Annotated in this window: 13 protein-coding genes; 1 reads left to right on the top strand and 12 read right to left on the bottom strand. The window is 37.5% G+C overall.

The features are described from left to right. Window positions 1-27: 27 nt before the first annotated feature. From rny to CKV70_RS07045, 12 genes are all read right to left on the bottom strand, one after another. The gene (gene rny, locus CKV70_RS07100; protein ID WP_003721904.1) at window positions 28-1,590 is read right to left on the bottom strand and encodes a ribonuclease Y; all 1,563 of its coding nucleotides are present in this window, start codon (window positions 1,588-1,590) and stop codon (window positions 28-30) included. 300 nt (window positions 1,591-1,890) lie between these two features. Next, complete coding sequence (gene recA, locus CKV70_RS07095; RefSeq protein ID WP_003732286.1) at window positions 1,891-2,937, bottom strand: recombinase RecA; 1,047 nt, start codon at window positions 2,935-2,937, stop codon at window positions 1,891-1,893. 272 nt (window positions 2,938-3,209) lie between these two features. Beyond that, a complete protein-coding gene (locus tag CKV70_RS07090; RefSeq protein WP_003732285.1) occupies window positions 3,210-4,454 on the bottom strand; it encodes a competence/damage-inducible protein A in 1,245 nt (414 codons plus the stop codon). Window positions 4,455-4,522: 68 nt separating this feature from the next. Further along, window positions 4,523-5,101, bottom strand: coding sequence for a CDP-diacylglycerol--glycerol-3-phosphate 3-phosphatidyltransferase (gene pgsA / locus CKV70_RS07085; protein ID WP_003723921.1), 579 nt, complete (start codon window positions 5,099-5,101; stop codon window positions 4,523-4,525). A gap of 89 nt (window positions 5,102-5,190) precedes the next feature. Then, complete coding sequence (locus CKV70_RS07080) at window positions 5,191-6,120, bottom strand: helix-turn-helix domain-containing protein (RefSeq protein WP_003732284.1); 930 nt, start codon at window positions 6,118-6,120, stop codon at window positions 5,191-5,193. Window positions 6,121-6,170: 50 nt separating this feature from the next. Continuing rightward, a complete protein-coding gene (gene ymfI, locus CKV70_RS07075; protein WP_003723919.1) occupies window positions 6,171-6,902 on the bottom strand; it encodes an elongation factor P 5-aminopentanone reductase in 732 nt (243 codons plus the stop codon). A 91-nt stretch (window positions 6,903-6,993) separates the two neighbouring features. Next, on the bottom strand, window positions 6,994-8,280 hold the full coding sequence (yfmH, locus tag CKV70_RS07070) for an EF-P 5-aminopentanol modification-associated protein YfmH (protein WP_014600815.1): 1,287 nt from the start codon (window positions 8,278-8,280) through the stop codon (window positions 6,994-6,996). Then, window positions 8,261-9,553, bottom strand: a complete 1,293-nt coding sequence (gene yfmF, locus CKV70_RS07065) for an EF-P 5-aminopentanol modification-associated protein YfmF (RefSeq protein WP_010990111.1) — start codon at window positions 9,551-9,553, stop codon at window positions 8,261-8,263. Before yfmF ends, yfmH begins: the two co-directional genes overlap by 20 nt. Before the next feature lie 117 nt (window positions 9,554-9,670). Then, window positions 9,671-10,621 carry an ABC transporter permease gene (locus tag CKV70_RS07060; RefSeq protein WP_003723916.1) on the bottom strand — a complete coding sequence of 317 codons (951 nt, stop codon included), beginning with the start codon at window positions 10,619-10,621 and terminating at the stop codon, window positions 9,671-9,673. Beyond that, window positions 10,618-11,670: an ABC transporter permease gene (locus CKV70_RS07055; RefSeq protein WP_003723915.1), complete on the bottom strand. Its 1,053-nt coding sequence runs from the start codon at window positions 11,668-11,670 to the stop codon at window positions 10,618-10,620. The genes CKV70_RS07060 and CKV70_RS07055 overlap by 4 nt, the downstream gene beginning before the upstream one ends. Next, on the bottom strand, window positions 11,663-13,204 hold the full coding sequence (locus CKV70_RS07050) for an ABC transporter ATP-binding protein (RefSeq protein WP_003732280.1): 1,542 nt from the start codon (window positions 13,202-13,204) through the stop codon (window positions 11,663-11,665). Before CKV70_RS07050 ends, CKV70_RS07055 begins: the two co-directional genes overlap by 8 nt. Window positions 13,205-13,636: 432 nt before the next feature. Continuing rightward, a complete protein-coding gene (locus CKV70_RS07045) occupies window positions 13,637-14,710 on the bottom strand; it encodes a BMP family lipoprotein (protein WP_003722514.1) in 1,074 nt (357 codons plus the stop codon). Between the two features lie 352 nt (window positions 14,711-15,062). Here CKV70_RS07045 and proG point away from each other — a divergent pair, with 352 nt between their 5' ends. Next, window positions 15,063-15,902 (top strand): pyrroline-5-carboxylate reductase ProG, encoded by an 840-nt coding sequence (gene proG / locus CKV70_RS07040; RefSeq protein WP_003722513.1) that lies wholly within the window; start codon window positions 15,063-15,065, stop codon window positions 15,900-15,902. Window positions 15,903-15,908: the final 6 nt, after the last annotated feature.

Here is a 15,908-nt window from a genome sequence, read left to right as displayed (position 1 = left end):
ATTAATTTGCGATGTATCTTTTAATTATTATTTAGCGTATTCTACTGCTCTTGTTTCACGAATGACGGTCACTTTAATGTGACCAGGATAATCTAATTCCTCTTCAATTCGTTTTCTTATGTCGCGTGCAAGGCGGTAAGATGAAAGATCATCAATTGTATCTGGCTCAACGATAATACGTACTTCACGTCCTGCTTGGATAGCATAAGATTTTTCTACACCATCGTAAGACTCAGAAATTTCTTCTAATTTTTCTAAACGACGGATGTAATTTTCAAGCGTTTCACTACGAGCTCCCGGTCTTGCAGCAGAAAGTGCATCTGCCGCTGCGACCAATACTGCGATAACAGAAGTAGCTTCTGTATCTCCATGATGGGAAGCAATACTATTGATTACCACATCATTTTCTTTGTATTTGGTAGCAAGTTCCACGCCGATTTCAACGTGACTTCCTTCAATTTCATGGTCAATTGCTTTACCGATGTCATGAAGTAGTCCGGCCCGTTTAGCAAGCGTAACGTCTTCGCCAAGCTCTCCTGCAAGAATTCCTGCAAGTTTCGAAACTTCGAGTGAGTGGTTAAGAACGTTTTGTCCGTAACTAGTACGATAACGCAAGCGGCCAAGAATTTTTATCAAATCAGGATGGATGGAATGAATTCCAACTTCAAATGTTGCTTGTTCCCCGACTTCGCGAATATGTTCATCCACCTCTTTACGGGCTTTGTCCACCATTTCTTCAATTCGAGCTGGATGGATTCTTCCATCTTGAACAAGTTTTTCTAAGGCGATTCTAGCGATTTCACGTCGAATTGGGTCAAATCCGGAAAGAATTACTGCTTCCGGTGTATCATCAATTATCAAATCAATCCCCGTTAACGTCTCAAGCGTGCGGATATTACGGCCTTCACGTCCGATAATCCGACCTTTCATCTCATCATTTGGTAAGGTAACAACAGATACCGTTGTTTCTGCCACATGATCAGCTGCACAACGCTGGATAGCTAGTGAGAGAATATTCTTTGCTTTTTTATCCGACTCTTCCTTGGCCCGGTTTTCTGATTCTTTGACCATGATTGCTGTATCATGCGTTAATTCCTCTTCTACCTGGTTAAGGATGATAGATTTCGCTTCCTCTTTGCTGAGCGCAGAAATTCTTTCGAGTTCTGTCTGCTCCGCTTGAATCATCTCAGCTAGTTTGCTTTCTTTCTCTTCAATTTGTTGTTGACGTTTACTGATACTCTCCTCTTTTCTTTCAAGTGTAGCTTCTCGTTTACTTAAAGAAGTATCTTTACGGTCGAGGTTTTCCTCCCTTTGCAATAAGCGATTTTCTGCTTTCTGTGTCTCTGTTCTTCGCCCACGAAGTTCATTTTCGATTTCAGTACGTAACCTATGATTCTCTTCCTTCGCTTCAAGCAATGCTTCTTTTTTTGTAGTTTCTGCTTCTTTCTTCGCATCCTCTACAATTAATTCAGCAGTCCCCCTTGCAGCAGCCAGTTTTTTCTCTGTACTAGATTTAAAAATTAGAGAACCAACAACTAGACCGACGATTAAGAAAAGCAAACTGGAGATGATCGTGATTGCGATTGTCATCCTTACACCTCCTTTGCTATTCAATTTTCGTTATTGTTATGTCGGTGGCCAGAATTCTGGCACATGCGTATTTTTCATCAACAACCGAGTGCTAATCTCCCCATTCAGTTGAAGCCGATTTTCAAAGGAAAAAACTTCCCCCTTGTCTCCCAGCAATATAAAATATACAACTTAATTTTATAGGTCAAAGCATACAATGTCAAGAAAAGGAATGAAATGTACGGTTATTTTCCTTAGTTTTTTTAAAATAGTAAAAAATACGTGACAGGAAGTAAATTCCTATCACGTATTTAGTGTTATTTATTCATCATCTAGTAAACTTAATGTTTCTTCTTTTTCGTCAAGAGGCTCTTTGCTGCTTCCATCAATTTCATATTCTTCACGAACGCGCTTAGAAATCTCATCACGAATATCTGTGTGTTCTTTCAGATATTGTTTTGCATTCTCACGGCCTTGACCGATGCGTTCTTCTTTATAAGAATACCACGAACCACTCTTATTGATTACATCCACTTCAGCAGCCATATCAACAAGCTCACCTTCACGCGAAATACCTTCACCATACATAATATCTACTTCGGCAATACGGAATGGTGGCGCTACTTTATTTTTTACAACTTTGATTTTTGTTTTGTTACCCATTACATCTGTACCTTGCTTCAGTTGTTCCGCACGTCTTACTTCTAAACGTACAGTAGAATAGAATTTAAGCGCACGTCCACCTGGTGTGATTTCTGGGTTACCAAACATAACACCAACTTTTTCACGAATTTGGTTAATGAAAATAGCAATGGTTTTTGATTTATTAATAACACCAGAAAGTTTACGCAATGCTTGGGACATTAAACGTGCTTGTAATCCAACATGAGCATCGCCCATCTCGCCTTCGATTTCAGCACGTGGTACAAGTGCTGCAACGGAGTCAATTACTAACATATCAACTGCACCACTTCTAACTAAAGCTTCAGCAATCTCTAAAGCTTGTTCTCCTGTATCTGGTTGAGATAGTAATAATTCATCAATATTTACACCTAGGTTTTTAGCATAAGCCGGATCCAACGCATGCTCAGCATCGATAAATGCTGCTGTTCCGCCTTGTGCTTGTACTTCCGCAATTGCATGAAGCGCAACAGTTGTTTTACCGGAACTCTCTGGTCCGTATACTTCGATAATACGTCCACGAGGGTATCCGCCAACTCCTAAAGCAATATCTAACGCTAATGAACCACTAGAAATAGTAGATATATTTTGATCTGAATGTTCCCCTAATTTCATAATGGAGCCTTTACCGAATTGTTTTTCAATTTGTTTTAAAGCTTGGTCTAATGCCGCTTGACGATCATTCACATTGTTGCCTCCTTCAATAAATATCCTAATAGCTGTTTTTCTACTTCTTCTCTCTCAAAAAACAGTCAGAATGTTTTCCTAAAATTACTATAACGCATTTTAGAGTGAGAAGCAAGCAAAAAGCGAACATTTATTCGTATTTTTTATTTTGTGTAAGCACCGGCTGCTTTCTTCCTCATTATAACGGGATTTCCAGCGTTCGTCTAATACTTTTTTGTCATTCATTTCCGCTTTTTTTGCTCATTTTATTCATTTTCTACTAGAGAAAACGACTAATTTGCGTCTAAAAATTGCTTAATTAACTGAAAGCCTTGTTTTACGGCACGTCGGCGATTATGGTTTCGATCTCTTCCATAAACAAACTGAAAAGCCTCTGTTTCATGACCTTTAACGCTCAGCCCAATCCAAATAGTGCCAGCAGGATGGCCTTCTAGACTATCCGGGCCTGCAACACCTGTAAAACTGATTCCAATATCCGTCTTACAAAGGCGGCTTACATTTTCAGCCATTTCCTTCGCACATTCAGCACTAACAACGCCTTTTTCTTTTATTACTTGAGGTGATACTTGTAATATAGATTGTTTTGTTTCTTCACTGTATGTCACCATACCACCTTTGAAAATTTTCGAAATACCAGGAAATCGAGCAATTTCCGCTTGAAATAAACCAGCAGTAAAACTTTCTGCAGCAGAGATGGTAAGCTCTTTTTCAAGCAACATCGCCGTAACTAATTCAGGCAATGAAACCTCTCCATATCCATATAAAAAAGTGCCATCTCGGCGCAATATTTCCTCCTCTGTATCCTTCACAAGAGAACTTGCTTCTTCTTTTGTTTTAGCTGTCGCTGTGATACGAACCACGACTTCATTATCACCAGCATATGTCGCAATCGTTGGGTTGACTTGATTAACAATCAAATCGTTTAAATCAGCAGCTAATTGCGATTCTCCAATACCAAAAAAACGCATGATTTTGGATTCTAAAATATTTTGATTGCCATTTTCACTTAAAAGAAGTGGGTTAGCATATTTTGTAAACATTGGCTTCATTTCAGATGGTGGTCCTGGTAACAAAACGTAAGTATGGTTATTTTCTTTTAAGTACATCCCAGCTGCAAAGCCGTAGTCATTATTTAATACCACGGAATCTTTAATAATAACCGCTTGTAATTTGTTGTTTTCGGTCATGGTTCTGTTTCTGGAAGCGAAATACTCATTAATTTTATTCATATGATATTCATCTTCTACTAACTGTTTTTGTAAATGATCAGCTAAGATTTGTTTTGTTATATCATCTTCAGTTGGTCCAAGTCCCCCAGTAAAGATTAAAATATCACTGCGCTTTTCAGCAATTTCGATTACTTCTTTTAAACGTGTTGGATTATCTCCAACTACCGTATGATGATATACATATATTCCGTCAGCAGCTAATTCTTGTGAAATAAACGCAGCATTAGAATTAACAATTTGCCCAAGTAATAGTTCAGTTCCTACTGCAATGATTTCTGCACTTGCCATCTTGATTCATCTCCAATTCGATTTTTTGTATAGAAAAAAAGCACACAACGGTATGCTTTTTTTATTTATTACATAGATCCTTTGAAAACACCACGATTTTTGTAGAAATAATCGATTCCTGACCATACTGCAAAGAATGCACATACATACAAGAACACTAAATCTACACGAATACCCGTCCAAGCAAATGGAAAGTTATTTAATAACATAAGCGGAATAGCAATCATTTGTGTGAATGTTTTAATTTTACCAAGTTGACCAGCTGCAAGCACTTCTCCGCCTTCAACTAAAAGTAAGCGTAGACCAGTAACAGCTAGTTCACGACTAATAATAAGAATAACTACCCAAGATGGCGCGATATGCATTTCTACAAGAATAATAAATGCAGCTGCTACAAGTAGTTTATCAGCCATCGGATCGGCAAATTTACCGAAGTTAGTTATTAAATTATATTTACGTGCTAAATGTCCATCAAACCAATCTGTAAGGGCCGCTACGATGAAAATAATGGTTGCAACTAAACTTGTCACTGGGATAGTTGAATCAAGCCAAGTAACGCTTCCCCAGTCAAATGGTACTACACAAAGAATAACAAAAATTGGTATCATAAAAATTCGGATAACCGTCAATTTATTAGGTAAATTCATCTTTTTCTCTCCTTTTTTACATTTAAAAAGTATGTAATTATAAAAAATGTTGGCGAAATCTAATGAGTAGATTTCGCCATATAAACAAATTATTCGGCATCTGAACTAGAATCGCTTGCTTCTAAATTGATTGTTAAAACTTGTTTAACAAGATCAGGAGCAAGTTCCAGCTGTTTGCCGTTGATTTTAACAGTTGTAACAGGAGAATTTCCTATTACGATAGAAACTGTCTTGTTATCACCTAAATCAATTTCTGCAGAAGGATTTTGGGTTGATAGTGTTTCATTTTGAATTGTACTACCATTCGCATCGGAAACACCTATCCAAGAATCACCAGTGGCGCTAAGTGATAGAGTCATTTTGTCCGTATTTTTCACTGTGTACGTAGTGGCGTTACCAGACGTTTCTCCTTTAGTCACTTCAACTTCTTTGGCTGTATCTTCCTTTTTATCCTTTGTTTCTGTGGATTTATCTTCGTTTGTTGTCGTATCTTTTTTCTCAGTGTCTTTACTTGTATCCTTGCTTTTTGTCGAATCTTCTACTTTTACTGTAGGATTATTTGTATCTGTTTTCACTTTTTCTGTGGAGTTGTCTTGTTTATTAAGCAAGAAAAACCAAACAATAAAAAGAATAAACACAATAAATAAGGCAATAAGGATTTTTGGTAAGATATCAAAAAAACGATTACGAGTATTCGCTTGATTACCTACAGATTGTGCAGGCATTGGATTTCTTTTACTTTGTACCCGTGTTGGCTCATTATTTACTACTTCTTGTTGCGGCGTTTCCGGAACTTCGCTTTCAAACTCGTCGAAAAGTGTTGCGCTATCTAGCCCAACTGCCTCTGCGTATTGTTTAATAAATGCTCTTGCATAAAATTTGCCAGGCATTACAGCATAGTTTCCTTCTTCAATCGCTACCAAATAACGTTTTTGAATTTTCGTTATTTGTTGTAAGTCGTCTAAACTGAGTCCTTTTTCACGTCTAGCTTGTTTCAGTTTATCACCGAGTTCTGTCAAAATTAAACACCTACCATTACTAATTTCAAATTTCCATTTTTTTACTAAAATTACATAAGCCAACCGCCATTTAAGCGCAAAACTTCTCCAGTGATATAGCTTGCTTTTTTACTTGTCAAAAATGCTACAGTTTCTGCAATTTCTTCTGGTTGTGCAAAACGATTTAAAGGGATTTCTTGACGAAGATTGTCTTTCTCCTCTTCAGAAAACTGGTCCATCATTTTTGTTTCTACAACTCCTGGCGTAACTGCATTAACTGTTATTCCAGAAAGTCCCACCTCTTGGCTTAGCGCACGACAAAAGGCTATTTGTGCACCTTTTACAGTTGAATACGCTACTTCCATTGATGCACCGACTTCTCCCCATATAGAACTAATGAAAATAATTCTTCCTTGGCTACTTTTCATTAATTTTGGCATAAAAGTACGGATTAATCTCATTGGCATAAACATATGCACGTTCCATAATTCAGCAATATTTGTATCTGTAGTATCCTGGAATAAACTATAATGGGCGTGCCCCGCTGCATGAATAAAGGCATCTAGCTGGAAAACTTGCTTTTCTATCTCTGTCAAACTTGCTAAATCATCAAAATCAGCTTGAATCAGGATAACATCTACTTCTTCTGCTTGTAGGAGCGGAAGTAATTTTTCTACTGTTTCTTTATTTTGATAATAGTGAAGATACAAGTTCCAACCAGCTCTCGCAAGTGACATACAAATTGCTTGTCCAATTTCTCCGCTAGCCCCTGTTACAAAAGCATATTTTATCTCTTTATCCAAAAAAAGGCAACCCTTTCCAGTCTATTTCTTTTATGATAGCATGACTCAGCAATTTATGCTATTTTTTCTACTAAAAAAAGACATAATTTGTTTATTCTTCTGGAAGTAATTGGAAACTTGTTGTTCGCTCTTCTTTATCCAAATTTTTAACAAATGCATTTACTTCTTCTAATGTAACTTTCTCCATTAAAGGTAAAATATCGAATAAAGAAGCTGATTTCATGACGTATTGGCTAAATTGGTTCGCAATAAACTCAGGAGAATTTAGCGAGCGCAAAAATTGACCAATTCGTTTGCGTTTTACTAGTGCTAAATCTGATTCATTTAAGCCGTTTTTGGCAGCTTTTTTAATTGCTTCTTTGATTTTTGCAGTTTGTTTATCTGGATCTTTGGCGTCTCCACCAACTAATACGAACGAGAAGCTATCTTGCAAGGTGTAATCATAGCCAAATGTATCATCAATGATTCCTTCGTTGTATAACTTCAAGTAAGTGGCAGATGTTGTGCCAAAAAGCATTTCCAAGGCTACATCTCCAATAATTTCTTGTTTTATAGCAGCTTGGCCTTCTAAGGAGCCAATATCTTCTTTAATCCCTACAAGGTTCTTAGCAATTTGAACAGGGAAATGAATTTTGCGTTCTTTTACGGCAACCGTCTTTGGTTCTTCAGGGAAATGACGTTTGATTGGCGCAGCTTCAGCGAATTCTTTTTTTGCTTGGTTGGTACGAATCTGGTCCATCATTTGTTCTGGTTCTAAGTTCCCTACAACAAAAAGCACCATATTGCTTGGATGATAGAACGTGTTATAGCAAAGATAAAGTAAATCTTTGTTGATTTCGGCAATGGACTCTACGGTTCCAGCAATATCGATTTTTACTGGGTGATTATGATACATGTTTTCGATTACGCCAAAATAAGCACGGAAATCAGGGTCATCATCATACATTCTGATTTCTTGTCCGATAATGCCTTTTTCTTTTTCAACAGTTTCTTCTGTGAAATATGGCTCTTGTACAAAGTCAATTAACGTTTCCAAGTTTTCTTCCACTCGAGAAGTACTTGAGAAAAGGTAGGCTGTTTTCGTAAACGAGGTAAATGCATTCGTAAAAGCACCTTTTTCGCCAAATTTGAAGAATACATCGCCGTCTTCTTTTTCAAACATTTTATGTTCTAAGAAATGGGCAATACCATCTGGTACTTTAGTAAATTCTGTTTCGCCAATTGGGACGAAGTTATTATCGATTGCACCGTAATTTGTTGTGAACACAGCATAAGTCTTACTAAATCCTTGTTTTGGAAGAAGATATACTTGTAAGCCATTTGCCATTTTTTCATGAAAGACTGCTTCTTTCACTTGCTCAAATGTGATTTTTTCCATGAAGTTCTTCTCCTCCCTTACTTAAGAAATAAATTGTATCTGGTTTAATCTTATTGATGGCAGCAACTACTTCTTCTTTGGTCGCTTGTTTGATTTTTGCAATCCAATTTTCTAAGTCTAAGTTTGCATCACGCAGAACATTGTTATATACAAGTTCGATTAACCCTTGCGCCTGATCATTTGTTTCAAGCAATTGGTTAATGAGCATTTCTTTCGTTTGATTTAATTCATCATCTGTAAAATTGCCTTGTTTCATTGCTACTACTTGTTCTTCAATAATCTTCAGTGCCTGCTCGTAATTAACTTCATCAATTCCAGCCGAAATAATCATATATCCTTTGAAAGAATCGATGCGGCTAGAAGCATAATAAGCTAGGCTCGCTTTTTCGCGAACGTTAATAAAGATTTTCGAATTAGCAAATCCGCCAAGAAGCCCATTTGCAAGTTGAAGTGCAACGAAATCATCATCTCCAAACAAGGTTTCTGTTTGATAACCAAGTACAAGTTTCCCTTGATTAATCGCTTGTTGCTCATGGATGACACGTACTTCTTTCGGAGCTTCTTTTGTATAAAAAATGCCTTTTCTCTCAGGACGGGGTGAAAAAGCCATCTTTTCGATAAGTGGCATCACTTCTTCCTTTGTTACATCTCCGCAAATGAATATTTCGATGGTATCTTCTGCAATGAATTGTAAATAGTATTCATATAAGTCTTTCGCTGTGATAGCATCAATATCTTCTAAAACACCAGCTGAACCAAAGCGAAACTCATCATCGCGGAACATTTCTTCTACTAACCGTTTGGAAGCAAAACGAATTTTATCGTCATAAATACCCTCTAGGCTACTTTTTAAATTTTCTTTTTCACGAGTAAGTGTTTCTTCATTAAACGCATCATTTGCAACGTTTGGGCGGAATAATGCTTGTTCCATAAATGCAAAAGCATCTTCTAAAATATGATTTCCGTCAGATACATATTGTCCATCAATCATATCGAAAATAACGGTTAAAACATGTTCATTGCCTTTTTTAGCTGTTGTTGTATAAAAATTAGCACCGTAAAGATTCGCTAATTGCTTTCTGAAATCTGTTTGAGTTGGATATTTTTCACTATTTGTTTCTAATAATATCGAAAGTAATGCCCGTTTAGTTACTGTTTCTCTTTCTAATGGAGCGCGAAATTTAAAAACAATCTTATTGGATTTATATTTTTGGGTTGGAACAATTGTCAGGGCAACTGGGCCAACTTTTTCTTGAAATATTTTGTCTGTCATTATAATGCTCCTTTCAAGCAATGATCTCACTTTCCTATTGTATCGTAAGTTGTTGTGACACACAATTTTCTAGCATAAAAAAACAGCCTAGAATTTAATCTAGACTGTTTGCTCATATTATTTACCTTTAATGTAGTTCACACCATCTGCTTTTGGCGCTTCGGATTTACCGATAAAGCCAACAAGCGCAAGGATTGTTAATACATAAGGCGCAATTTGTAAGTAAACGTCTGGAATATCTTTGAAGAATGGTAGAGATCCGCCGGTAATTGCCAAACATTGCGCAAAACCGAAGAAAATCGCTGCTCCCATCGCTCCAAGCGGATTCCATTTACCAAAGATCATTGCTGCAAGGGCCATATAACCTTGACCGGAAATAGTTGCATGTCCGAAATCAAGTGTAAAGGATTGGGCGTAAACCGCGCCACCTAGGCCACCAAGAATACCAGAAATGATAACACCTTGGTATCTCATCCAACGAACTTTGATTCCCATTGTATCCGCTGCAAGAGGATGTTCCCCTACAGAACGAAGACGAAGACCAAAGCGTGTTTTATAAATAATAAACCAAGAAACGATAGCGAAAATAATCGCCACATAACTCATGACCGGAATGTTTTTGAAGAAAATATCACCAATGACTGGAATATCACTCAAAACAGGAATATCCGGTTTACCAAAGTAGTACTTAATTTGATCTGTTTGGCCTTTATCGTAAATTACTTTTACAAGGAATAAAGATAGACCAGTTGCTAAAAAGTTAATCGCTACACCACTGATTACGTGGTCAGCGCGGAAATTAATAGTTGCAACGGCGTGTACAAGAGAGAATAATCCCCCGACGACCATCGCCGCGATAAGTGATATCCAAGGAGTTAAATTGCCAAAAGTATCTTGGAAAGTAAGGTTGAAGACGATAGCCGAGAATGCCCCCATAACCATCATACCTTCTAGTCCAATATTGACCACACCGCCTCGTTCTGAATAAACGCCCCCGAGAGCAGTAAAAATTAGTGGGCCTGCCATAAGCAGTGTACTAGAAACAATTGTCGCTAAAATGGCTGTCATTCTGCTTTCGCCCCCTTCTTAAATTTTGCCATCGCCCAGCGGATAATGTAGCTGGATGCCACAAAGAAGATAATCAGAGCGATAATTACATTGACTAATTCGTTTGGAACACCCGCAACTGCTGGCATGTTTAGCGCTCCTACTTTTAGAGCACCGAACAAGATGGCAGAGAAGACAATCCCAATTGGAGAACTTCCTCCGAGTAATGCAACGGCGATACCGTCAAAACCAATCCCTGGAGAAGAAGTTAAAACATAAGCCGTTCCGTATGTTCCAAGACCTTCCATTACGCCACCTAGACCAGCAAGCGCTCCGGCAATAACCATGGAGAAGATAATTGTTTTCTTTACACTCATACCGGCATATTGCGATGCATTTTCGTTAAATCCAACTGCTTCGATTTCGTAACCAAAAGTAGTTTTGTTTAACATTAACCAAATAATAAGTGCAAAACCTAGGGCTATCAATATTCCCCAATGTAGCGATGAATAATCTGTAAGTGATTGTAATAATTCGGATTGTAAAGACGCAGACGCATGAATTTCTTGCGTTTTATCCAAACCATCTGTAAGTAAATTTTGTACGACATAGTTGAAAATATAAAGTGCCGTATAATTAAGCATGATTGTTACGATAACTTCATTCACACGTAAAGTTGCTTTTAAAATACCTGGGATGAATGCCCAAAGTGCACCAAATACCATACCAGTAATAATTGCAAGTGGTAAATGAATCCATTTTGTTAAACCATCAAAGTTTACAGCGATGATAATGGAACCTAACCACCCCATCAGCATTTGACCTTCCGCACCAATATTGAAAAGTCCGGCTTTAAATGCAACTGCAACTGATAGACCAACTAAAATGTATGGCGTAGCTTGACGAATTGTTTCACCTATATAGAAATTTTCGCCAATAACACCTTCTATAAGTGCTGAATAACCTGCAATTGGGTCATATCCAAAAATAAGCATGATAATCGCACCGCAGATAAGTCCAAGGATAACGGCTGTAACTGGGATAACTAATGCTTGTAGTCGTTTAGACATGCTCTTTCTCCCCCATTTCCGCTTCCTGTTTGGATGAACCAGCCATCATCAGACCAAGTTCTTGCTCCGTTGTTTCTTTCGGGTCAACAATAGCAACGATTTTCCCTTCGTAAATAACCGCTATACGATCACTCACATTCATGATTTCATCTAATTCGAACGACATAAGTAATACAGCTTTTCCGTTATCTCGTTGTTCAATCAAGCGTCTGTGAATGAATTCAATTGCACCAACATCTAGTCCACGTGTCGGTTGAGCCGCAATTAAGAAATCTGGATTACGGTGTATCTCCCTTGCAATAATCGCTTTTTGTTGGTTACCACCAGAAAGTGATTTTGCTGCTACGTATTCGCTACTTGCACGAACATCATATTCTTCAATTAACTCACGCGCAAAGTCGTACATTGCTTTATGATTTAAGAAACCTTTGCTAGAAATAGGTTTTTTATAATATGTTTGTAAAGCAATATTTTCTCCTAGGGACATTTCGAGTACTAAACCATGTTTATGACGGTCTTCTGGAATATGTCCTAAACCAGCTTCCGTAATTTTACGAGGTTTTTTGTTTTCGATATGCTCGCCATTAAGAAGAATGCTACCACTAGTTACTTTAGAAAGGCCTGCAATTGCTGAAATAAGTTCACTTTGACCATTACCATCGACTCCAGCTATTCCGACGATTTCGCCAGCTCTGACAGTCAAATTAAGCCCTCGAACACTTTCAACTCCGCGGCTTTCTTTTACAACTAAATCTTTTACTTCTAAAACATCTTTGCCAGGGTTGGCATCTATTTTCTCTGTAGTAAAGACAACTTCACGACCAACCATCAAATTAGCCAAATCTTGTGGAGTTGTTTCTGGAACGTTAACAGTACCCATACCTTTACCGCGACGGATAACAGTTACACGATCACAAACATCCATGATTTCTTTCAGCTTATGTGTAATCAAAATGATAGATTTGCCTTCTTTGATAAGGGAACGCATAATTTGGATCAATTCTTTGATTTCTTGGGGTGTCAAAACAGCTGTTGGTTCATCAAAAATTAAGATATCTGCGCCACGGTATAGTGTTTTTAGAATTTCCACACGTTGTTGCATACCGATTGAGATATCACGTACAATCGCATTTGGATCTACTCGCAAGCCGTAACGGTCAGAAATTTCTTTAATTTCTTCAATCGCTTTTTTCTTTTCGATAACACCGAGTTTGCTTGGCTCTTTACCAAGGATGATGTTTTCTGCAACCGTGAATTTATCCACTAACATGAAATGCTGATGGACCATTCCGATTCCAAGCTCATTTGCTTTGTTCGGGCTATTGATATTTTCTTTTGTACCACGAACACGAATTTCGCCACCATCTGGTTCATATAAACCAAACAAGACATTCATTAGCGTAGATTTACCTGCGCCATTCTCACCTAACAAAGCATGAATTTCTCCCTGCTTTAACTGTAAGGTAATGTTATCATTTGCTACAAATCCAGAGAATTCCTTCCTGATTCCTAACATTTCAATAACAAAGTCCACTTCTTCACTCCCCTTGTCGTCTGGTTCAAACTGGAAAAACAGCCACACGCGCGATTCTCTCGAAGGACGCCGCCTCTCCCCGTACTTCCTCCCGAAGAAGGTTCCGAGTTTTTTATCCGTTTGTTGTTCAATGACTTCCTCGCTTAAATGCTTTGGTATGTTGTAAAAACACGTTTTATTATACCATCTATGTACGAAAGTTTGCCTTGCATTTTTAAGCTATTAAAAAAGCCATCTCCTTATTTTATTTCTAAATGGCATTCATTGCAATCATAAATTCCAATATACCGATTATTTTCTTTTAGTAAAAGGGTTTACCTATCAAATTAAAACGCTTACAAATTATTTTTTTATGAAAGCCGGCACATATAATACCGACTTTCATAAAAGGTTTTACTTCGTTCATATTACTCAGTTTTTATAACTATAAAATCAAGGTTTTTCTGGAACTTTAATGTCCCCATCAACGATTTTTTGTTTGTACTCTTCTACTTTAGCAAGAACGTCTTTAGAAATATTATCTTGATGTTCAGAAAGCCCTACAGCATCTTTATCAAGACCGTATTCAATTTTAGTTCCGCCTGGGAAATCTCCAGCTTTAGCACGAGTTGCAAGGTCTTCTACAGCGATATCAACGCGTTTGATTTCAGATGTAAGAGTTACATTGTAATCTTTGCCATCGTTTGCTGTAACTTTTCCTTCGTCCCATTGGTCACGGTCAACACCGATTACCCAAACAGCACGGCTAGGATCTTTTTTCTTCAGGTTTTTAGCTTCTGCAAAGACACCGTTACCAGTACCACCAGCAGCATGGAAAATTACGTCAACTCCACTTGAATACATGGAAGAAGCGATTTGTTGTCCTTTGTCTGCTTTAGCGAAATCGTTTGCATATTGTACATCAATTTGTGCATTAGGATTAACAGCTTTTACACCAGCAGTGAAACCAGCTTCAAAACGGTCGATAACAGTTCCTTTTACTCCACCAACAAATCCAACTTTATTTGTTTTTGTTGTTAAGCCAGCTACAACACCAACTAGATAAGAACCATCGTTATCTTTAAATCCAATACTTACTACATTATCACGGTCATCAATTGTGTCATCAACAATAGCGAATTGATTTTTAGGTTTTTGTTTAGAAACTTCTTCAATTGCATCTTTCAGTTTGTAACCAATTCCATAAATTAAATCATAATCGCTACGAACAGCAGTGTTTAAGTTTGTTTTGTAGTCTGCTTCAGAAGCTGATTGCAAGTAGTTGTAACCATCTGTACCTTTTTCCATGTCGTTAGCTTTACCAAATTTTTGTAAGCCTTCCCATGCTGATTGGTTAAACGAACGGTCATCAACGCCACCAGTATCTGTAACCATTGCTACTGTAAAATCTTTACTGCTCTTATCATCGCTACTTTTTTTATCGTCGCTGCTCGAACCACAAGCACCTAGGATAACGCCAGAAGCAATAATCATTGATAGTGCTAAAGCAAATGTACGCTTTTTCACCTTAAAACCCCTCCCGAGAGATATAATGTTAGTTAGAGCTATCTGTCAAAACAAACATTCAGGCGCGTATTAGAAAATTATGTATGGTCCCTTTTTCGGAAAACGCACAAAAACATTTAACGTCTTCTCCAACTGTTCTTAATATAACATGGAAAATAAAATAAATAAATAACCAACTTCATAAATTTTTAATGCAAATGAATTCAGAAAATTTAATTCTGTCGGAATCATTCGTTTTTTTGATAATCCTTAGGCACGAGCGCATTAACGTGAAAAAGTAAACAATCAAGTTTAGTTGCAATCCTCTTTTATCCCCTTCATAATAAAATGAATAATGAAAGGCGGGATGAAAATGGCAAAAATAGGTTTTATCGGTTTTGGAAGTATGGCTTCGTTAATTGCGACTAAAATAATTGAAACTGAGGTTGCAACTCCCGAAGAAATCATCCTTTATTCCAATTCAAAAAACGAGCATTTCAACCAATTTTATACTAAATATCCAACAGCTGAGTTAGCTGATAATGAAGCCGAGATTTTCACAAAAGCAGATCATAGCTTTGTTTGTAAGTTACCTCTCGCAGTTTTACCACTTATGAAAGATTGTGCTGCGGTATTGACACCTGATCGTCATGTGGTATCTATTGCAGCTGGTGTGAGTACTTCAGATATTATTGAAATCACTCCAGGTTTACAGGTAAGTAAATTAATCCCTTCTCTCACAACTGCTGTTAATGTTGGAACTACTTTGATTGCTCACGCTGAGACAGTGAACCAAACTAACACTTCTTGGTTAGAAACTACATTTGAGCATTTTGGTCATGTAATGACTATCCGGGAAGAAAATATGGATATCGCTAGTGATTTAACTAGCTCCTCTCCTGGAATTATTGCTGCTATTTTCGAGCAATTTGTAGAGGCTGCTCTCAGAAGATCTTCATTATCAGATGCGGAAGTATTTCAAATGATTAATTTTGCTTTAGCAGGAACTTCTAAACTTTTAGTGGAAGAAGACTATACATTTAGCGGCTTAATTCAACGTGTTGCAACAAAAGATGGTACCACTGCAGAAGGCGTGGAGCTTAGCAAAGCGCAGTTACCAAATTTTTTTGACGAACTCCTTGACCGAACACAAAACAAATATGCTTCTAGTGAAAAAGAAATTCAAGCACAAAAGCGAGAATTACTCTCATAAAAAAAG

The organism is Listeria monocytogenes (assembly GCF_900187225.1).
Lineage (GTDB): Bacteria > Bacillota > Bacilli > Lactobacillales > Listeriaceae > Listeria > Listeria monocytogenes.
This window is presented reverse-complemented; position numbering and strand designations above follow the sequence as displayed.